At 62.9% G+C, this 19,528-nt stretch carries 13 protein-coding genes and 5 pseudogenes; 7 read left to right on the top strand and 11 right to left on the bottom strand.

Annotated features, from left to right (window positions below; genetic code table 11):
• Nucleotides 1–35 precede the first annotated feature (35 nt).
• The 8 genes and pseudogenes from ACQVLG_RS30115 to ACQVLG_RS30080 all read right to left on the bottom strand — a co-directional run bounded on the left by ACQVLG_RS30115 (nucleotide 36) and on the right by ACQVLG_RS30080 (nucleotide 7,402).
• Entirely contained in the window at nucleotides 36–995 is a 960-nt protein-coding gene (locus tag ACQVLG_RS30115) for a polysaccharide deacetylase family protein (RefSeq protein ID WP_474292204.1), read from the bottom strand.
• Nucleotides 995–2,045, bottom strand: a pseudogene (locus ACQVLG_RS30110) (bifunctional UDP-4-keto-pentose/UDP-xylose synthase). The gene ACQVLG_RS30115 and the pseudogene ACQVLG_RS30110 overlap by 1 nt, the downstream one beginning before the upstream one ends.
• 21 nt (nucleotides 2,046–2,066) lie before the next feature.
• Complete coding sequence (locus ACQVLG_RS30105; protein WP_474292203.1) at nucleotides 2,067–2,984, bottom strand: formyltransferase; 918 nt, start codon at nucleotides 2,982–2,984, stop codon at nucleotides 2,067–2,069.
• A complete protein-coding gene (locus tag ACQVLG_RS30100; protein WP_474292202.1) occupies nucleotides 2,984–3,979 on the bottom strand; it encodes a glycosyltransferase in 996 nt (331 codons plus the stop codon). The genes ACQVLG_RS30105 and ACQVLG_RS30100 overlap by 1 nt, the downstream gene beginning before the upstream one ends.
• A gap of 11 nt (nucleotides 3,980–3,990) precedes the next feature.
• Entirely contained in the window at nucleotides 3,991–5,130 is a 1,140-nt protein-coding gene (locus ACQVLG_RS30095) for a DegT/DnrJ/EryC1/StrS family aminotransferase (RefSeq protein ID WP_474292201.1), read from the bottom strand.
• A 205-nt stretch (nucleotides 5,131–5,335) separates the two neighbouring features.
• Nucleotides 5,336–5,662, bottom strand: a complete 327-nt coding sequence (locus tag ACQVLG_RS30090) for a hypothetical protein (RefSeq protein ID WP_474292200.1) — start codon at nucleotides 5,660–5,662, stop codon at nucleotides 5,336–5,338.
• Nucleotides 5,598–7,013 carry an ArnT family glycosyltransferase gene (locus tag ACQVLG_RS30085; RefSeq protein WP_474292199.1) on the bottom strand — a complete coding sequence of 472 codons (1,416 nt, stop codon included), beginning with the start codon at nucleotides 7,011–7,013 and terminating at the stop codon, nucleotides 5,598–5,600. Before ACQVLG_RS30085 ends, ACQVLG_RS30090 begins: the two co-directional genes overlap by 65 nt.
• Nucleotides 7,010–7,402 carry an Mth938-like domain-containing protein gene (locus ACQVLG_RS30080; RefSeq protein ID WP_070311121.1) on the bottom strand — a complete coding sequence of 131 codons (393 nt, stop codon included), beginning with the start codon at nucleotides 7,400–7,402 and terminating at the stop codon, nucleotides 7,010–7,012. The genes ACQVLG_RS30085 and ACQVLG_RS30080 overlap by 4 nt, the downstream gene beginning before the upstream one ends.
• A gap of 423 nt (nucleotides 7,403–7,825) precedes the next feature.
• Here ACQVLG_RS30080 and ACQVLG_RS30075 point away from each other — a divergent pair, with 423 nt between their 5' ends.
• On the top strand, nucleotides 7,826–9,055 hold the full coding sequence (locus ACQVLG_RS30075) for a pyridoxal phosphate-dependent aminotransferase (protein WP_077407489.1): 1,230 nt from the start codon (nucleotides 7,826–7,828) through the stop codon (nucleotides 9,053–9,055).
• Nucleotides 9,056–9,127: 72 nt separating this feature from the next.
• Nucleotides 9,128–10,452, top strand: a pseudogene (locus tag ACQVLG_RS30070) (homoserine dehydrogenase).
• 61 nt (nucleotides 10,453–10,513) lie between these two features.
• Here ACQVLG_RS30070 and ACQVLG_RS30065 read toward each other — a convergent pair.
• The 3 genes and pseudogenes from ACQVLG_RS30065 to ACQVLG_RS30055 form a co-directional block, all read right to left on the bottom strand.
• Nucleotides 10,514–10,879, bottom strand: a complete 366-nt coding sequence (locus tag ACQVLG_RS30065) for a ribonuclease E inhibitor RraB (protein WP_474292198.1) — start codon at nucleotides 10,877–10,879, stop codon at nucleotides 10,514–10,516.
• A gap of 23 nt (nucleotides 10,880–10,902) precedes the next feature.
• Nucleotides 10,903–12,427, bottom strand: a pseudogene (locus tag ACQVLG_RS30060) (sensor histidine kinase).
• A pseudogene (locus ACQVLG_RS30055) lies at nucleotides 12,424–13,160 on the bottom strand (response regulator). The pseudogenes ACQVLG_RS30060 and ACQVLG_RS30055 overlap by 4 nt, the downstream one beginning before the upstream one ends.
• A 214-nt stretch (nucleotides 13,161–13,374) precedes the next feature.
• On the opposite strand from ACQVLG_RS30055, the gene ACQVLG_RS30050 reads away from it, so the two are divergent.
• From ACQVLG_RS30050 to ACQVLG_RS30030, 5 genes and pseudogenes are all read left to right on the top strand, one after another.
• Nucleotides 13,375–14,436 carry a porin gene (locus ACQVLG_RS30050; RefSeq protein ID WP_230541071.1) on the top strand — a complete coding sequence of 354 codons (1,062 nt, stop codon included), beginning with the start codon at nucleotides 13,375–13,377 and terminating at the stop codon, nucleotides 14,434–14,436.
• A 3-nt stretch (nucleotides 14,437–14,439) separates the two neighbouring features.
• Nucleotides 14,440–15,427: pseudogene (locus tag ACQVLG_RS30045) on the top strand (Bug family tripartite tricarboxylate transporter substrate binding protein).
• Nucleotides 15,428–15,472: 45 nt separating this feature from the next.
• Entirely contained in the window at nucleotides 15,473–16,570 is a 1,098-nt protein-coding gene (locus tag ACQVLG_RS30040; protein WP_230541069.1) for an ABC transporter substrate-binding protein, read from the top strand.
• A 69-nt stretch (nucleotides 16,571–16,639) separates the two neighbouring features.
• Nucleotides 16,640–18,430, top strand: coding sequence for an ABC transporter permease (locus tag ACQVLG_RS30035; protein WP_230541068.1), 1,791 nt, complete (start codon nucleotides 16,640–16,642; stop codon nucleotides 18,428–18,430).
• A gap of 20 nt (nucleotides 18,431–18,450) precedes the next feature.
• A complete protein-coding gene (locus tag ACQVLG_RS30030) occupies nucleotides 18,451–19,524 on the top strand; it encodes an ABC transporter ATP-binding protein (RefSeq protein ID WP_474292195.1) in 1,074 nt (357 codons plus the stop codon).
• Nucleotides 19,525–19,528 lie beyond the last annotated feature (4 nt).

The following is a 19,528-nucleotide window of genomic DNA, read 5'->3' as shown; positions in this document are numbered from 1 at the left end:
ATCTGGCAACGCATCCAGGTGCAACAATACAGCATTCAGGCCGCTTTGCCCTGCACAATCAGGCGTCCCGAACGCCCGGGCAACTCATCCCAGGTGATGGGGCAAACGGGCAAGTCCGTATCTTTTATCTTTTCATAATAATCGCCCATCGCTGCAAACTGGTAGCCCTGGGCTTTCCAGCCAGCCAGCAGTTGTTCGAAAATGGGGGCGAGTTTCTGTCCTTCAAGTTCGGCATGCAAGGTATAGACGTGGTCGCGCGGATTGTCCGCCGTCAGCGACAATATATGCGCGGCAACATTGCCGGTCGTGATCAGCTTGCCGTCGATTTCGCAGCCGAGCAATTCATCCAGGGTGGGCAGGGTGGTGGGCAATTGCACGCATTGCAGGATGGTGTTGCCGTTGCGCACGCGGTGCGGGCCATTGCCCGGATGCAACATGGCGCCGCGCGCGTCGAGCATGGCGCGGCCATCGGACGCAAAGCGGTAGCCGGCCGTGTCGTGTTCGGCAAAGGCGCTGACATTCATTTGCCAGCCGGCCGCGCCGTGCGTGTGCGGCGCTATGCCAAACACCTGTTCATAGCGGTTGGCGGCCTTGCGCATCATGTTGATGGTCCAGGCGGCGTTGCGCTTGGCCACGTTGTCTTGCCACAGGGTGTGATCCCAGGTGTGGATGCCGCACTCGAAACCGGCATCGCGCACGGCGCGCAGTTGCGCCGCGCATTGCTTGCCGATATCGGGTCCCGGCAGTAAGGTGCCGTACATCAATGTTTTCAAGCCGTAGTGCTCGACCACCGAGGTGCGCGACACCTTGCTGAAAAAACCGGGCTTCAAGGCGCGCCGCAGGGCCCAGCCCGTGTGGTCGGGGCCCAGCGAGAACAGAAAGGTGGCCTTGGCCTGGTGCGCGCTCAGCATGCGCACCAGATTGCCCATGCCTTCACGGGTGCCGCGATAGGTATCGACGTCGATTTTCAGGGTCAGGAACGGCTTGCTCAACATTAATCCATCAAGGCTTTGGCTTGGGCTACCTGGCTGCGGTAGGCATCGAAAATATTGCGCAGGGAATCGGCCATGGTGGTGATCGGCGCCCATCCCAGCTCTTCGCAGGTATTCGTGATTTTCGGCACGCGGTTCTGCACGTCCTGGTAGCCGGCACCGTAGTAGGCGCCCGAGGTCGTTTCCACGATCTTCACGTGTTTCGCGCCTTCGGCGTATTCCGGGTACTCGGCGGCCAGGGTCAGCATCATGCCGGCCAGGTCGCGGATCGAGTAGTTATTGGTCGGATTGCCAATGTTGTAGATCTTGCCGCTGGCGATGCCATTCTTGTTGGCGATGATGCGGATCAATGCATCGATGCCGTCGTCGATGTAGGTGAACGCGCGTTTCTGCGCGCCGCCGTCGACCAGCGAAATGTTCTCGCCGCGCACGATGTGGCCGAAGAACTGCGTCACGACGCGCGAGGAACCTTCTTTCGGCGTGTGGATCGAATCGAGGCCGGCGCCGATCCAGTTGAATGGACGGAACAGGGTGAAGTTCAAGCCTTCCATGCCGTAGCCCCAGATTACGCGGTCCATCAGCTGCTTGGCGTTCGAATAGATCCAGCGCGGCTTGTTGATCGGGCCGCAGATCAGTTCCGAGTTTTCCGGATCGAATTCCTCGTCATGGCACATGCCGTACACTTCCGAGGTCGACGGGAAGACCAGGTGCTTGCCGTACTTGGCGGCCGAGGACGATAGGCAGGTTGGCTTCGAAATCCAGTTCGAAGACGCGCAGCGGCTGCTTGACGTAGGTCGACGGCGTGGCGATGGCGACCAGGGGCAGGATCACGTCGCATTTCTTGATGTGGTACTCGACCCATTCCTTGTTGATCGTGATGTCGCCTTCGAAGAAGTGCATGCGCGACTTGTAGTTGTCATCTTCCAGCAATTCCGTGATGCGGTCCGTGTTCATGTCCATGCCGTAGACATGCCAGTCGGTGGTTTCCAGGATGCGCTTGGACAGGTGGTGACCGATGAAGCCGTTGACGCCTAAGATGAGGACTTTTTTCATGTGAGATTCTCTTGAGTGATATCAATGTGTGCTGACGCGGGCGGTCAGACTTGCTTGCAATTGCTGAGCCGAAATCGGCTCCCCGGCAGCCCTCAGCGCGGAAATGGCCAGCATGCGGCCGTCTCCGCAGACGCCAAAGATGCAATTATCCACTACCGTCAAGCCCGCTGGCAAACTTCCTGCTGAATGCTTGCTTAAACGGGCTTTTTCGATGGTGTAAATAACATTGTTGACTTCGGCGAAGGCGCCGGGATAGGGCGGCGCGACGGCCCGGTGCAGGTTGTACACCTGCTGCGCAGGTAACTTCCAGTCGATGCGGCCGTCTTCCGGCGTGCGGCCGCCAAAATAGCCGCCCTGGCGCAAATCGTTGAGCTGGCGCGGCGCCGTGCCGTCCAGCAAGGCCGGCAGCACCCCCCACAGCGTTTGTTCCGCCGCCACGGTGACCTTGCCGAAGACTTCGAAGGCCGTGTCGTCGGGCAGGATGGGCACGGCCGTTTGCGCGACGATGGCGCCCGCATCGGGCTTGACCGTCATTTCATGCAGGGTGGCGCCCGTCTGCGTGGCGCCATGCAGCACGGCCCAGTTGACGGGCGCGCGGCCGCGGAACTGCGGCAGCAGCGAACCGTGCATATTGTAGGCGGGCGCGACTTCCAAGATGCTGGCCGGCAACATGTGGCGGTAGTAAAAGCTGAACAGCATGTCCGGCCTGGCTGCCTGCACCTGCGCCAGCAGTTCGGGCGCGCGCGCATCCGATGGCGTGATGTACGGGATGCCTTCGGCCTGGCACAGGCTGGCGACGGATTCGAACCACAGGTTTTCCGTGGGACTGTCTTCGTGCGTGACGACGAGGGCGATATCGACGCCGCCGGCCAGCAGCACCTTGATGCAGCGCACGCCTACGTTGTGGTAGCCGAAGACGACGGCGCGCGGGGCGCCCATCAGCGGCCCACCTGGCGTTTTTCCAGGCGCACATACGATGGCGCCTCGGCTTCCGCCTGGGTCATGCCGTCCTGCAAGATGGTTTGCACCACGTAGCGGGGACGGGCGCGCACTTGCTGGAAGATGCGGCCCACGTATTCGCCCACCAGGCCGATGCCGAACAGGATCACGCCCATCAGGAAGAAGGCGATGGCGAACAGGGTGAACACGCCTTGCGCCTCGGCGCCCAGCAGGAAGCGGCGCACCAGCAAATAGATCACCAGCAGGGCGGAGCTGACCGACAGCAGCATGCCCAGCATGGAAAAGATTTGCAGGGGAATCAGCGAAAAGCCCGTGACCAGGTCGAAATTGAGGCGGATCAGGCTGTACAGCGAGTATTTCGACTCGCCGGCGGCCCGTTCCTCGTGCTCGACGGTGATTTCCGTGGGCTTGCGGGCAAACGTGTAGGCCAGGGCGGGCACGAAGGTGTTGACTTCGGCGCACTGGTTGACCAGGTCGATCACATTGCGGCCATACGCGCGCAGCATATTGCCCTGGTCCGTGATCTTGATGTTGGTGATGCGCTCGCGCAGGCGGTTCATCATCTTCGAGGCCAGGGTGCGCCAGGCGGAATCTTGCCGCTTGCGCCGGATCGAGCCCACGTAATCGTAGCCTTCGCGCATCTTTGCCACCAGGTTGCCGATTTCTTCTGGCGGGTTCTGCAGGTCGGCATCGAGCGTGATCATGATCTGCCCGCGCGAGGCTTCAAAACCGGCCAGGATGGCCATATGCTGGCCATAATTGCCGTTGAACAAGATCACGCGCGTAACGTCCGGGCGCTGGCGGAACTGTTCCGCCAGGATGGACACCGAATTGTCGCGGCTGCCATCATTGACGAAGATGATCTCGTAGCTCGTCTGTAGGGCGTCGAGGGCCGGATACAGGCGGGCGAACAGGCTGGCCAGGCCATCCTGCTCGTTGTAGATCGGAATGATAATGGACAGTTCAGGTTTCATCGGCGCGCTGCTCATTTGATGAGAATGGATTTGACGGTGGCGACGGCACGTTCCACATCCTGTTTCGTCATGGCATAGAACATCGGCAGGGTCACGGTCAGGCGGCCGATCTTTTCCGAGACGGGGAACATGCCCTCGGTAAAGCCGCGTTCGCGGTACATGGTAAACAGGTGGATCGGTGCGTAATGATAGCCCGTTCCCACGTTTTGCTGCGCCATGGCCTGCATGAAGGCGGCGCGCGGGGTGCCGGGGCCATTGTCGGGCAGGATGATCTGGAACAAATGCCAGTTGCTATTTTCAAAGTCCTGCACGGGCAACTGGGCGCCGCTCTGCGCTTCGAAGTCGCTGCCGAATTGCGCGAAATAGTGGCGTGCCAGCGCGCGGCGGTGGGCCGTGATCGTGTCGATATTAGCAAACTGGCCCAGGCCGATGGCGGCCATGATATCGCTCATGTTGTATTTGCCGCCCAGCACATCAACATCGATGCCGTCGACGCCGCTGCGCGTGACGCCTTGCAGCCGGTATTTCTCGGCCAGCTTCGCTTCTTCCAGGTTGTTGAGGACGAGGCAGCCGCCTTCGCCCGTGGTGATGTTCTTGTTGGCCTGGAAGCTGAACGAGACAAAGTCGCCAAATGCGCCGATGCGCTTGCCTTTCCAGGTGGAGCCGAAGGCTTGCGCCGCGTCTTCCACCACGCGCAGATTGTACTTTTCGGCAATCGCGTACAGGCGGTCCATGTCGACGGGCAAGCCGGACAGGTAGACGGGGATGATGGCTTTCGTGCGCGGGGTGATGGCCGCTTCCAGCTTGTCGAGGTCGATATTCCGCGTGACGGGGTCGATATCGGCAAACACGGGCGTGGCGCCCACTTCGATGATGACGTTGGCCGTCGCGACCCACGACACCGGCGTGGTGATGACTTCGTCGCCCGGGCCGATGCCGGCGATGCGCAGCGCGATTTCCATGGTGCAGGTACCCGAATTGAAGGTGCGCACGGGACGCCCGCCGAAATACTCGGACAGCTGGGCTTCGAAGGCTTGCACTTTCGGGCCGCTGGTGATCCAGCCCGAGCGCAGCACCTCGCCGACGGCGGCGATGGTCGCTTCATCGATGGTGGGTTTGGAAAAAGGCAAAAAGGGCAGGGTAGAGGTCATGGGGCGCGGTTCTTGGGTCTGTATGGTGTCAGGGTATCGGTGTCGCCGAGGCTGCCAGTTCGGTCAATACCGCCGGCAGGCATGGCTATTTTATATCGTCAGTATGGCGGCGCAGCCGGTTCGGCGGTGAAAAATCCTGCCGATGCGGGGGCGGGGCAAGCTGGCCGGGGACGCGAGCCGTACTGCCTCGCGTCCCTGTAAACATTTATTTGTTGGCAATGACCATGCGGCGCGCATCCTCGGCAACGATACGCATGGGCACGCCACGTTGTTGCAATTCCTTGTAACGGTTCAGGCTGATAATGGCCATGTCGTGCACGCCGGCATTGGCATCGTTCGTCCACTGCGTGATGAAAGGTTCGATGCTCGGGATGGACAGTTCGGGCTGCTGTTTCAGGCCAAACGTGAATTCATCCCAGTAATCGACGAGGATCACGGGCCGCTGCAGGTAATACGTCAGCGACTGTTCATAGATGCCGACCGAATAGAGCTTGGTATCGGCCTTCAGTTCGGCCTGGATCTGCGGCAGCATGTCGGTGCCGGCGCGGTTCTGTCCGTACAGTTCGGAGCCGGCCAGGATGCAGTGCGTGGCCAGCCAGGAAGCCGGCGCCGGCGATCGTCAGCACGGTCATGTCGCGGCGCAACTGGCGCGCATGCAGCAACGCCAGGGCGCCGCCAGCGAGAGCGAAGAAGCCGGCCGCCATCAGCCATGGCTGATAGCCCTTGAGCGCGATCAAGGCTTCCGCGTCGCGCGCGCTGGCCTTGCCGAAGGCGATCGGTCCGCCGATCAGGATGGCCGCGCCCAGCACGCACAGCAGGCCTGCGGCGAACAGGCGCTGGCGGCGCGAGGCCGATTCCAGGTACAGCGCCACCAGCAGTGCCAGCGCCGGGAAGATGGGCACGATATAGCCGGGCAGCTTCGAGGTTGAATAGCTGAAGAAGAAGAAAATGAAGACGGCCCAGACCAGCAGCATCAAACGGGGCTGGAAGGCGCCGTCCTGGCGCTGGAAGGCGGCGGCCAGGCTTTGCGGCAGCACGCCTATCCATGGCAGGATGCCGGGAATCAAGAGCACGAGGAAGTAGTACCAGGCGCCTTCGCGCTTGTGCCCCTTCATCAGGAAGCGCTGGAAATGCTCGTGAATGAAGAAGAAATGCGGCTGTTCCGGATTGCGCAGCGCCACCAGCACGAACCAGGGCGTGGCGATGGCAAAGAACACCAGCAAGCCCTTGACCAGGTGCAGACGCGTCCAGATGCGCCAGTCGCGCGCACACAGCGAATACAGCACCAGCACGGCGCCCGGCAGCACGATGCCGATCAGGCCCTTGGCCAGCACGGCCAGCGCCATGCCTGCCCAGCACACCAGCATCCAGTTGCGCCGCTCGGCTTGGGTCGCCTCGTCGCGCTGGGCGATCAGCAGGCTGGCCAGGGTAATCGTCATCATGCCCGACAGGCCCATGTCCAGCGAATTGATCTGGCCGGAAGCGAGCCAGAACAGGCTCGATGCCAGTACCAGGCCCGCGTACAGGCCCACGCGCGGACCGAAGACGCGCTTGCCGGCATACGCCGTCATGCATACGCCGATGATGCCGCACAGGCCAGTCCACAAGCGTGCCTGCCATTCGCCCAGACCGAAGGCGGCGAAGGTCAGCGCATTCATCCAGGTTTGCAGCGGCGGCTTTTCAAAGTACTTGATGCCGTTCAGGCGCGTGGTGATCCAGTCGCCCGTGACGAACATTTCGCGCGCCATCTCGGCGTAGCGGCCTTCGTCGGGCGGCACCAGGGTGCGCACGCCCAGCGCATACAGGGTGACAACGATGAAGATGCCCAGCAGGGACCACATCAGTACCCGGGAAGAGTGCAGCTCGTTGACATTGATTTTCATGCGGCCTTGCCTGCGGCCGGGGCCAGGATCAAGGCCAGAGTGACCTTGCGGCCTTCGCCCATCAGGATATTGTAAGTGCGGCAAGCGGCCTGGCTATCCATACATTCGACGCCGATGCGGCGCATGGTCAGCGCGGCCGTCAGCTTCGGGTGCACGAAGCGCTGGCGCTCGCCCGTGCCGAGGATGACCACGTCGGGCGCATCGGCCAGGATTTGCGCGAAATGCGCCTCGTTCAATTGTTCGAAACTGTCCACTTCCCACGCCCGCGGCGGTGTTTCCGGCATGACGATCAGGCTGTAGTTGTACGGCTGGGCATTGATCTCGACGCCGTTTTCGTCATAGCCGGTGACAGTCTGGTATTGTTGGGTGCTGCTGGCGTGGAGTTTCATGGCGATATCGGGGCTGGTCGTGTCGGTTGATCGGTGCGCGCGCGGCCAAACTGGGTGCCGCGGCCAAGGGCGTAAGCATGCCATAAATGACAGAAAAGAGCGACTGAAAAGCAACATCCTTTCCAAATTGCAATGTTCGGCGCCACAGTGGCAATGCCTGCTTGCGCCATGGTAGTGCTGCAAGATTAAGGGAAGATGAAGATGGCGCCAGTCCGATTGTCCTCCGGAGGCGCCGGCGTGGCAGAATCGGCGTCAAATGCTGGGGTTGGCCATGTTTAATTTGATAAAATGGCCTGTTTTCGGCGAGAATGGTTGTTTTCGCCTTGCAGTCTTTCGCATTGCAGTTTCACGGGTTCATAGTTCTGGCGCGGCTATCATGCTGCAAGTTCTGGTCACCGCGCCGCATCACGACAGGGATTTATTTTGCGACCGATTCAGAAATCGAATAAATTGGCGGACGTCTGCTACGACATCCGCGGCCCGGTCCTGGAAAAATCCAGGCAAATGGAAGAAGAAGGCCACAAGATCACCAAGCTCAATATCGGCAACCTGGCCGTATTCGGCTTCGATCCGCCCGACGAGATCGTGCGCGACATGATGCTCAATCTGCAGAACGCGGCCGGCTATACGGATTCGAAAGGCATGTTCGCGCCGCGCAAGGCCGTCATGCACTACACGCAAGGCAAGAATATCGCCGGCGTGACCATCGATGACATTTATCTGGGCAATGGCGCTTCCGAACTGATCGTCATGTCGATGAACGCGCTGCTCAACAGTGGCGACGAAGTGCTGGTGCCGGCGCCCGACTATCCGCTATGGACGGCTGCCGTCAGCCTGTCGGGCGGCAATCCCGTGCATTATGTGTGCGACGAGCAGAACGAGTGGTATCCCGACATCGAGGACATGCGCCGCAAGATCACGCCGCAGACCAAGGCGATCGTCGTCATCAACCCGAACAATCCGACGGGCGCGCTGTATCCGGTTTCCGTGCTGCTGCAGATCGTCGAACTGGCGCGCCAGCACCAATTGATCATTTTCGCCGACGAGATCTACGACAAGGTGCTGTACGACGAAGCCGAGCACGTGTCGATCGCCTCGCTGGCCGACGACGTGCTGTTCATTACCATGAACGGCCTGTCGAAGAATTACCGCTCCTGCGGCTACCGTTCCGGCTGGATGGTGGTCTCGGGCGAAAAGCGCCACGCAAAAGATTACATCGAGGGCCTCAACATGCTGGCCTCGATGCGGCTATGCGCCAACGCGCCGGGGCAGTTTGCCATCCAGACGGCGCTTGGCGGCTACCAGAGCATACAAGACCTGGTGGGGCCCGGCGGGCGCCTGTTGAAACAGCGCGACCTGGCGCACAAGCTGCTGACCGATATTCCGGGCGTCACCTGTGTCAAGCCGAAGGCTGCGCTGTACATGTTCCCGCGCCTGGACCCGGAGATCTACCCGATCGCCGACGACCAGCAGTTTGCCTATGAATTACTGGCCGAAGCCAAGGTCCTGATCGTGCAGGGCACGGGGTTCAACTGGATTGCGCCCGATCATTTTCGCGTCGTCTTCCTGCCCAACTCCGATGACCTGACCGAGGCCATGGGCCGCATTGCGCGCTTCCTCGAAGGTTACCGCAAGCGCCATAGCCGGGGCTGAACCGGCAGTAGCAATACCGATCAACCTGGCGCCGCCCAAGGGGGCGCCACTTATGAGCAGTCAAGCACAACTATGAAATCCATCAAGATCGGCCTGCTGGGCCTGGGCAACGTCGGTTACGGCACGTTCAGCGTCCTGAAACGCAACCAGGAAGAAATCAAGCGCCGCGCGCTGGCCGCGGCATTGACGTCGTCGCCGTCGCCGTGCGCGACGTGGCGCGCGCCGAAGCGCTCGTCGCCGGCGGCTGCAAGGTCGTCAATGACCCTTATCTGATCGTCAACGATCCCGAGATCGACATCGTCGTCGAACTGATCGGCGGCTACGACCTGTCGAGAACCCTGGTGATGCAGGCCATCGCCAACGGCAAGCACGTGGTCACGGCCAACAAGGCTCTGCTGGCCGTGCACGGCAACGAAATCTTCGCCGCCGCCCAGGACAAGGGCGTGATGGTGGCTTTCGAGGCGGCCGTCGCCGGCGGCATCCCCATCATCAAGGCGCTGCGCGAAGGCTTGACGGCCAACCGCATCGAATGGATCGCCGGTATCATCAACGGCACCACCAATTTCATCCTGTCCGAAATGCGCGACAAGGGCCTCGATTTCGCCACCGTGCTGAAGCAGGCGCAGGAACTCGGCTACGCGGAAGCGGACCCCACCTTCGACATCGAAGGCGTCGACGCCGCGCACAAGGCCACCATCATGTCGGCCATCGCCTTCGGCATCCCGGTGCAGTTCGACAAGGCCTACGTGGAAGGCATCAGCAACCTCAATGCCGTCGACATCCGCTACGCCGAGCAGCTGGGCTACCGCATCAAGCTGCTGGGCATCACCAAGCGCGCCACCGTCAACGGCGTGGAAGGCATCGAGCTGCGCGTGCATCCGACCCTGATCCCGGCCAAGCGCCTGATCGCCAACGTGGAAGGCGCCATGAACGCGGTGCTGGTGCATGGCGACGCCGTCGGCGCCAGCCTGTACTCGGGCCGCGGCGCGGGCGCCGAGCCGACCGCTTCGTCGGTGATCGCCGACCTGGTCGACATCACGCGCCTGGCCACGGCGGATCCGGAACACCGCGTGCCGCACCTGGCGTTCCAGCCGAACGCGATGACCGATATCGCCATCTTGCCGATGTCGGAAATCACCACCAGCTACTACCTGCGCATGCACGTGGCCGACCAGCCGGGCGTGCTGGCCGACCTGACGCGCATCCTGGCCGAACGCGGCATCTCGATCGACGCCATGCTGCAAAAAGAGCCGGCCGAGGGCGAGACGCACACGGACATCATCATGCTGACGCACCAGACGCAGGAAAAGAACGTCACGGCCGCCATCGAGAAGATGGAAGCCCTCAACAGCGTGGTGGGCACGGTCACCAAGATCCGCCTGGAAAACCTCAGCTAAGTTTTCAGCGACCCATGCGAAACGGCGCCCGCGGGCGCCGTTTTTTCATCCGATGACTGTCTTACAGTTGCGGCACGTCGGGCGCGCCGACGGGGCCCACGTCCATGCCGTCATAGCTGGCCAGTTGGTTGTCCTGCGCAAACGCCATCAGTTCGCCATTGCGCGCGTGCAGGCTGTCGACGCCATGCACTTCGGCTTTTTCCACGTGCAGCACCCACACGGGCGGTGCCGCCGGATCGTCGAGTTCCGGCTGGTACAGTTCCACGGGGCGGTAGCCCTGCAGCGCCAGCAAGGTGGCGGCCTGTTCCAGCGGTTCGGACGTGGGGTTGGTGAAGTAATAGCCCCACAGCAGCGGCTGGGACAAATCCCAGGGCGCGTTCTCGGCGATATTGGCAAACAGTTCGGTCACATCTTCTTTGGTCATCATGGCAATGGGCCTTCATTAAAATCTCAGGACGCGATCTTAGCATCGACTGGCGCTGCGCTGAAATGCACGCTGACTTTCAGACCGTGCCCATTCGCCGCCGTGGCCAGTTCCAGCCTGGCGCCGTGCAGAGCGGCTATGTCGCGCACGATGGCCAGGCCCAGCCCGGCGCCGCCCGGGTTGCTCTCGAGCGCCGCGCCGACGCGGTAGAACGGCGTAAATACGCGTTCGCGCTCGGCCGGCGGGATGCCCTTGCCGCTGTCCTCCACCTCCAGCACGGCGCCATGTTCGTGGCCGTTCCCTGCCTGCGCCGCGCGTACGCGCAAGACGACGCTGCCGCCTTGCGGGGTAAGCGCAGGGCGTTGTCGACCAGGTTCGCCACCAGTTCGTGCAGCAGCAGGGCCTGGCCATGCACGGGCGCTTCGTCGGGCGCTTCCAGCGACAGGTCGATATGCTTGCCGACGGCAGCCATGGCCATTTCCAGTCCCACCTGCTGCGCCACGTCGCGCAGCGGCACGCTGTCCATGGCCAGGCTGTCGCCGCCATGCTCGATGCGCGCCAGCGTCAGCAGGCGGTTGGCCAGCAGCACGGTCGAATCGGTGGTGGCGGCAATCGAGCGCACGATGTCGCGCAGGGCGGCCATGTCCTGCGGCGCCGCACCCTGGCGGTCGCATTCGCGCAAGGCCAGTTCGGCCTGGGTTTTCAGCACCGTCAGTGGCGTGCGCAGCTGGTGCGAGGCATCGGCGATGAAGCGGCGCTGGCTGGCGATCAGCTGCTGCAGGCGCGACATGGCGCCGTTCATGGCGCTCACCAGCGGGCGCATTTCCTTGTGCACCAGCGCGGGATCGACGCCGACAGGTCGGACAGCGCGCGCGTCTCGACCTCCATCTTCAGGCGCATCAGCGGCTGCAGCACCAGGCGCACGGCAAACCACACGAGGGCGCCCATCACCAGTATCATCGCCGCCTGCCAGCTCAGGGTGTCGAACAGGATCTGGTTCGACAGGCCGCGCCGCGCATCGAGCGTTTCGGCCACCTGGATCAGGGCGATGCCGCGCATCGAGTCGTCATACACGGGTTGCAGCAGCGCGGCAATGCGTATCGGCTTGCCGTGGTAGTCGGCGTGGTAGAAGCGCACCAGGGCGGGGTAGTTCTGCGAGCGGGGCACGTTTTTCGGCACGGGCGGCAAGTCGCCATAGCCCGATACCAGTTCGCCGTTGATGCCCGTGACCTTGTAGTAGATGCGGCCCAGGGTATCGGTCTCGAAGCTGTCGAGCGCCACGTAGGGCACTTCGGCCACGACCTTGCCGTTGACGATGGAGACCCGCTCGGCCAGCGCCCGGGTCGACGCCAGCAGGGAGCGGTCGTAGGCCATGTCGGCCGCGTCGAGCGCGTTGCGGTACACAAAAACGGCATCGAGCAGCACCAGCATCACCAGCGGGATGAGCAGCCAGCGCAGCAGCTGGCTGCGCAGGCTGCCCAGCGGCCGGCCCGGCGCCCAGCGCCGGCGCAGGCGCTCGAACAGGGGCCGGCGTGGCGCGCGCACGGTCATTTTGAGGCGGCGGGTGCCATCGCGCTGCGCGGCTGCAGCAGGTAGCCGATGCCGCGCAGGGTGGTGATGACGGCGCCGTCGGGCGAACCGGTTTCCACGCCGCCTTCAACATTGCTTTCCAGCTTCTTGCGCACGCGGTGGATATACAGTTCGATGGCGTCCAGGTTGGCGTCGTCGGCCAGCGCGAAGACTTCATCGAACAGCTTTTCCTTCGATACGGCGCGCCCCGAGCGCGTGATCAGCGCTTCGAGCACGGCATGCTCGCGCGGCGTCAGGGCCAGCGCCGCGCCGCCATAGCTGAACATGCGCGTGACTGTGTCGAAACTGAGGGCGCCGCAGCTGTGCACGAGGGCTTCGTTGCCCTGGCTGCGGCGCAGCAGGGCTTTTACGCGCGCTTCCAGCTCGGCCAGCTCGAACGGCTTGGCCATGTAGTCGTCGGCGCCCAGGTTCAGGCCCTGTACCTTGTCATCGAGGCCGCCGCGCGCCGTGTGAGTATCATGACAGGAGTCTTGCCGCGCGTGCCGCCGCGCGCGCGCAGGCGGCGCAGCACGTCCAGGCCGTCCATCTTCGGCAGGGAGAGGTCGAGCAGCACCAAAGAATATTCCTGCGTGTGCAGCAGGGCGTCGGCATCGGCGCCGTTGTGGGCTGTCTCCACCGTCAGGTGCGCGTCGCGCAGGGCCTTGGCCAGCCAGTGCGACAGCTCCAGATGATCTTCCACTAATAATATGCGCATGGTCTCCGCCATTCGTTTGAATTGGTGCAGTGTAAGCCTGCCGGCGCCGCGCCAACAGGGGCGGCGATGAATATGTGTGTTCCCCTTGTGGCTGTCCGGCGACACCTGTCATGCTGAAAGCCAATTGAAAGGATCGCGCTCATATAGTGTGATCCTGATTCATGAAATTGATCAGGCATATCACCAATAACTATATCTAAGGGAGATACTTTACATGAAAAAAACTGCATTCTCGCTGGCCGCCCTGGCGGTACTCGCTGCTGCCGGCAGCGCCCAAGCCCAGTCGAACGTCACCCTGTATGGCCGCCTGGACGCGGGCATCAGCAACACCAGCAACGCCGGCCCGAACAAAAGCTCGATGACGCAGGTGAGCTCCGGCGGCATGAACACCTCGCGCTGGGGCATCCTGGGCAGCGAAGACCTGGGCGGCGGCCTGAAAGCCGTTTTCAATCTGGAAGGCGGCATCCTGGTCGATACGGGCGCGGCCGACGGCGCGCTGTTCAAGCGCCAGGCCAACGTGGGCCTGGAAGGCGCGTTTGGCCGCGTCGTGCTGGGACGCTCGTTCACCACCGTGTACGACTTCGTGCTGCCGTTCGACCCGATGGCCTATGCGCCGTTCTACTCGTGGGCCACTTCGGCCAATGCGACGGGCCCGAGCAAATACGGCATGACGACCGCTTTCGACAACATGGTCAAGTACTCGGGCAAGACGGGCGACTTCAGCTACGGCGCATCGTACGGCTTCGGCGAACAGTCGACGGGCAACTCGGACAGCGCCAAGCTGTCCACGGCCGTCACCTACAAGACGGGTCCTGTCAGCCTGCTGGCCACGTATGAACAGGTGAACGGCAACACCATCGCCGGCGGCGCGCGCGACAAGACCACCGTGTACCACCTGGGCGCCATGTACGACGACGGCCCGTGGAAGGTGCAGGCGGCGGCGCGCGACTACAAGCTCGATCCGGCTGCCTCCGGCAAGGCCGACGTGCGCGGCACCCTGTACTGGGGCGGCGTCAGCTACAAGACCACGCCGGTGATCACCCTGACGGGCGTGATCTACTATCAGGACGTGAAAAACGTGGCCACCAACCTCAATGCCGATCCGATCATGTACGTGGCGCGCGTGCGCTATGCCCTGTCCAAGCGCACCGACCTGTACGTGGCCGGCGCGTATGCCAAGGCCAAGCACAACCAACTGGTCAGCCTGTCGCGCGACGATGCCGGTTTCGGCGACACACAGCGCGGCCTGATCGCCGGCATCCAGCACCGCTTCTAAGCCATGACGATGCCGCGCTCCCTGTTCCTGTCGCTGCTGTGCCTGCTGCCCGCCCTCGCGGCGGCGCAGGCGCAGGTGTCGGCCGAGTGCGTGGTGCCGTCCAAACCGGGCGGCGCCATGGACCTGACCTGCAAGCTGGCGAAAAAGGGCCTGGCGCAGGAGGGCGTGGCCGCCGCGGCTGCGGGAGCGGCCATGCGCATCAGCTATCTGCCCGGTGGCATCGGCGCCGTCGCCTGGCATTCGATGGGCTCGCAGCGCCGCCGCGCGGAGCCGAATACCCTGGTGGCGTTTTCGGGCGGTTCGCTGCTCAATCTGGCGCAAGGCAAGTTCGGCAATGCGAAGGCGGGCGACGTGCGCTGGGTGGCGGCGCTGGGCGCCGATTACGGCATGATCGCCGTGCGCAGCGATTCGCCCTACAAGAACCTGGCCGACCTGATCGCCGCGTTGCGCCAGCATCCTGACAAAGTGCTGATCGGCGTCTCCGGCACCATCGGCAGCCAGGATTGGCTGAAGATGGCGCTGGTGGCGCGCCAGGCCGGCATCGACCCGAAAGTGCTGCGCTTCGTCGCCCTCGAAGGCGGCGGCGAAGTATTTACGGCGATGCAGGCCGATTACGTGCAGGTGGTCTCGGGCGATACGTCCGAAGCGACCCTGAACGCCAGCGCCAATCACGCGCGCGTGCTGGCGGTGCTGTCGGAAAAGCGCCTGCCCGGCGTGCTGGCCGGCGTGCCGACGGCGCGCGAGCAGGGCGTCGACGTGGTCTGGCCCATCATCCGCGGCGTCTGGATGGGCCCCGCAGGTGCCGGATGCGGACTACCAGCGCTGGGTGGCCACGTTCGAGCGCGCCATGGCCACGCCGCAGTTCGCCGGATGGCGCGCGCAGGCCGGCCTGTATCCATTCGCCCTGACGGGGCCGAAGCTGACCGCGTACGTCAGGAAAGCGGTCGACGAGTATGCGCGGCAAGCCACCGAACTCGGATTAATGCGCTGAACGGCATCACATTTAAAAAACCTATTCATAGACGGAGACAACCCCATGCAAACCAAGACCCTGCTTCAAGCCGCCATAGCCACCGCGTTTGCCAGCCTGGCCGGCGCCGCCTTCGCGCAAGTGCCAGCCGGCTATCCGGCCGACTACCAGAAGATCATCGACGCGGCCAAGAAGGAAGGCAAGGTGGTGATCTACAGCGCCACCGACAGCAAGGCCGCCGCTCCGCTGATCAAGGATTTCAGCGCCCTGTATCCGGGCATTTCCGTCGAATACAACGACATGAATTCCACCGAAGTGTACAACCGCTTCATTTCCGAAGTGGCCGCCGGCGGCAACACGGCCGACGTGATGTGGTCGTCCGCGATGGACCTGCAGATGCGCCTGGCCTCCGATGGCTACGCCCTGAAATACAAGTCGGTCGAAGCGGCGAAGATTCCCGGCTGGGCCATGTGGGATGACCAGGCCTACGGCACCACGTTCGAGCCGGCCGCCATCGTCTACAACAAGCGATTGCTCGATCCGAAGGAAGTGCCGAAGAATCACGACGACTTCGTCAAGCTGATCGCCACGCCGAAATTCAAGGACAAGGTCACCACCTACGACATCGAAAAGTCGGGCGTCGGCTTCATGTTCATGGCGCAGGACGCGAAGGAATATCCGCAATTCCTGGCGCTGGAAAATGCGTTTGGCGCGGCCAAGGTGCGCGTGCAGTCGTCGACGGGCACCATGATGGAGCGCATCTCGTCCGGTGAAAACCTGATCGGCTACAACGTGCTGGGTTCGTATGCCCTGGTGCGCGCCAAGACCGATCCGTCGATCGGCGTGGTGCTGCCCAAGGATTACACGCTGATCCTGTCGCGCGTGCAGTTCATCAACAAGAACGCGAAGAACGTCAACGCCAGCAAGCTGTGGCTCGATTACATCCTGTCGCACCGCGGCCAGACCATCATCGCCAACGGCGCCAAGCTGTTCGCCATCCGCGCTGACGTCACGGGCGAAACCACGTCGGCGGAACTGATCAAGGAAATCGGCGCGGCCAACGTCAAGCCGATTCCCGTGCATCCGATCATCCTGCAATTTTTGGGACCAGCCAAGCGCATGGCCTTCCTGAAGCAATGGAAAGAAACAGCCGGCAAGAAGTAAAGCCGTCCTGGCCGTCCGCAGGCGCGTGCCCGCGGACGGATGCCGTACCCTTCATTCATTGGATTCATCATGCAAACTGCTATCTTGCCGCTGCCTGCACGGTCGCGCTCTCCCTTGTCACGCCTGAACTGGCCGCGCGGCGTGGTCGTGGCGATCACGCTGGTCGCCATCTTCCTGCCGCTGTTCCTGATTTTTTACCAGAGCTTTCTGAACGCGCCGTTCTTCATGCCGATGCGCGAATTCGGCTTTGACTCCTACCGTTTCATCTTCGATGATCCCGATTTCGCCATGGCCTTCAAGAATGGCCTGATGCTGGCCTTCGGCCTGACCGTCATCGCCGTGCCGCTGGGCGGCATGCTGGCCTTCCTGATGGTGCGCACGGACTTGCCGGGCCGCGGCTGGGTAGCGCCCATGCTGCTGGTGCCGATTTTTGTTTCGCCCATGGTGATGGGCTTTGGCTACGTCGTCTCGATGGGGCCCGTGGGCTTTTACTCGACCTGGGCCAAGGAGTTGCTCGGTTTCGTGCCCTGGAATATATATTCCTTTACCAGCATCGTCATCATCGCCGGCCTGACGCACGTGCCGCACGTCTACCTGTACGCCTCGTCGGCGCTGAAAAGCCTGGGCTCGGACGTGGAAGAAGCGGCCCGCGTGGCCGGCGCCTCGCCGATCCAGGTGATGCTGAACGTGTCGCTGCCGATGATCATGCCGGCGCTGGCGTATGCGGGCGTGCTGGTGTTCTTCCTCGGCTTCGAGGTGTTCGGGCTGGTGCTGGTGCTCGGCGATCCGGAAGGCCACCTGGTGCTGCCGACCTATCTGTACAAGCTGACGAACAAGCTCGGTACGCCGTCGTACCACCTGATGGCCGCCGTCGCCGTGTGCCTGGTGATGGTGACCATGCCGCTGGTGATGATACAGCGCTGGCTGCTGAAATCCGCCAACAAGTATGTATCGATCAAGGGCAAGGGCGCGCGCAGCAAGGCCATGCCGCTGGGCCGCTGGAAGTGGCTGGCGTTCGCCCTGCTGGCGGGCTGGCTGATCTTCACCATCATCCTGCCGTTGACGGGCATCGTGCTGCGCTCCTTCGTGCAGTACTGGGGCGAGGGCGTGCACTTGGCCGACGTCTTGACCTTGCAGCATTTCCGCGACATTTTCGACCAGCCTTCGCTGGTGCGCGGCATCGTCAACACCATCCTGATCGGCGTCGTCGGCGGCGCGCTGGCCGTGGGCTGCTACAGCTTCATCGCGCTGGCCATGCACCGCAAGCAGGACGGCATCACGCGCCTGCTCGATTACAGCGTGCTGGTGCCGCGCGCCGTGCCGGGCCTCTTGGCCGGCCTGTCGTTCCTGTGGGTGTTCCTGTTCGTGCCGGCCTGGCTCGACGGCATATTGAAGGGCATGGACAACGGCGTGGCCCTGTGGCTCAGTGGTCATGTGATCCCCGTGCTGCGCGAAGTGCGCTCGACGATTTTCGCCCTGTGGCTGGCGTACTCGGTGGTGTGGATGGCCTACGGCATGCGCCTCATTTCCACCGCGCTGCTGCAGGTGGGCCCGGAGCTGGAAGAGGCGGCGCGCGCCGTCGGCGCCAGCCGCGGCCAGGTGACGCGCGACGTCACGCTGCCGCTGATCAAATACGGCTTGCTGGGCGCCTGGCTGATGGTGTTCCTGATTTTCGAGCGCGAATACTCGACGGGCGTGTACCTGCTCTCGCCAGGCACGGAAGTGATCGGCGCCATGCTGGTATCGCTGTGGGCGGGCGGTTCGACCGACCTGGTGGCGGCCCTGTCCTTCATCAATATCACCCTGGTGGCCATCGGCCTGGGCATCGCCTTGCGTTTTGGCGTGAAACTCCATAATTAATAGAAGACTGAGACCACATCATGAATGAATTGACCGTCAATGAATTGCACCTGGACTATGGCACCGGCGCCTCCGCCAACCAGATCCTGAAGGGAGTCTCGATGCACCTGCAAAAAGGCGAAGTGGTTGCCCTGCTGGGGCCTTCGGGCAGCGGCAAGACCACCTTGCTGCGCGCCGTGGCCGGGCTGGAAAGCCCGAAGGCGGGCACCATCCAGATCGGCGAGCGCAACGTCTTCGACGGCGCGAAGCACTTCGAGATGCCGGCCGAGCAGCGCAACCTGGGCCTGGTGTTCCAGTCGTACGCGCTGTGGCCGCACAAGACCGTCTTCGACAACGTCGCCTACGGCCTCAAGTTGCGCAAGATGGGCAGCACGGAGATCGCCGCGCGCATCAAGGAAGTGCTGACGCAGCTGGGCCTGGGGCACCTGGGCGAGCGCTATCCGCACCAGCTGTCCGGCGGCCAGCAGCAGCGCGTGGCGATCGCCCGCGCGCTGGTGTACAACCCGCCCGTGATCCTGCTCGACGAGCCGCTGTCGAACCTCGATGCCAAGCTGCGCGAGGAAGCGCGCGCCTTCCTGCGCGAACTGATCGTGCGCCTGGGCCTGTCCGCGCTGATGGTGACGCATGACCAGGGCGAGGCGATGGCCATTTCCGACCGCATCTTGCTGCTCAATAACGGCAAGATCGAGCAGCAAGGCACGCCGCAAAGCATGTATGAAACGCCGGACACCCTGTTTACGGCCGAATTCATGGGCAGCAATAACCGTCTGCCGGGCAAGGTGGTGCAGCGCGATGGCAAGCAGGTGCGCCTGCTGGTCGATGGCGCTTCCCTGCAGGGCGTGGCGCGCGGCGCCAACGTGGGCACGGAAGTGACGACGATGATACGCGTCGAGGAAGTCAAGATCAGCGCCACGCAGGTGGACAACGCCATCGAATTGCCACTGCTGACCTGCATGTACCTGGGCGACCGCTGGGAGTGCCTGTTCGAACGGGGCGGCGCGGACAACATCAGCCTGCGCGCGTATTCGCGCCACAAGCTTGAGGCGGGCAAGTACTGGCTGCACATGCCGGCCGACAAGCTCTGGGTGTTTTAAGGGC

It is taken from the genome of Janthinobacterium sp. TPC_1 (genome assembly GCF_056037845.1).
The sequence above is the reverse complement of the archived record's forward strand: the minus strand, read 5'-3'. Positions and strand labels throughout refer to the sequence as shown.

What these genes read in the sequence shown, in the direction of transcription:
- ACQVLG_RS30080 (WP_070311121.1), bottom strand. Translation starts at nt 7,402, where the DNA reads ATGAAACTCCACGCCAGCAGCACCCAACAATACCAGACTGTCACCGGC.
- ACQVLG_RS30100 (WP_474292202.1), bottom strand. Translation starts at nt 3,979, where the DNA reads ATGAAACCTGAACTGTCCATTATCATTCCGATCTACAACGAGCAGGAT.
- ACQVLG_RS30030 (WP_474292195.1), top strand. Translation starts at nt 18,451, where the DNA reads ATGAATGAATTGACCGTCAATGAATTGCACCTGGACTATGGCACCGGC.
- ACQVLG_RS30040 (WP_230541069.1), top strand. Translation starts at nt 15,473, where the DNA reads ATGCAAACCAAGACCCTGCTTCAAGCCGCCATAGCCACCGCGTTTGCC.
- ACQVLG_RS30085 (WP_474292199.1), bottom strand. Translation starts at nt 7,013, where the DNA reads ATGAAAATCAATGTCAACGAGCTGCACTCTTCCCGGGTACTGATGTGG.
- ACQVLG_RS30115 (WP_474292204.1), bottom strand. Translation starts at nt 995, where the DNA reads ATGTTGAGCAAGCCGTTCCTGACCCTGAAAATCGACGTCGATACCTAT.
- ACQVLG_RS30095 (WP_474292201.1), bottom strand. Translation starts at nt 5,130, where the DNA reads ATGACCTCTACCCTGCCCTTTTTGCCTTTTTCCAAACCCACCATCGAT.
- ACQVLG_RS30090 (WP_474292200.1), bottom strand. Translation starts at nt 5,662, where the DNA reads ATGCTGCCGCAGATCCAGGCCGAACTGAAGGCCGATACCAAGCTCTAT.
- ACQVLG_RS30065 (WP_474292198.1), bottom strand. Translation starts at nt 10,879, where the DNA reads ATGATGACCAAAGAAGATGTGACCGAACTGTTTGCCAATATCGCCGAG.
- ACQVLG_RS30050 (WP_230541071.1), top strand. Translation starts at nt 13,375, where the DNA reads ATGAAAAAAACTGCATTCTCGCTGGCCGCCCTGGCGGTACTCGCTGCT.
- ACQVLG_RS30035 (WP_230541068.1), top strand. Translation starts at nt 16,640, where the DNA reads ATGCAAACTGCTATCTTGCCGCTGCCTGCACGGTCGCGCTCTCCCTTG.
- ACQVLG_RS30105 (WP_474292203.1), bottom strand. Translation starts at nt 2,984, where the DNA reads ATGGGCGCCCCGCGCGCCGTCGTCTTCGGCTACCACAACGTAGGCGTG.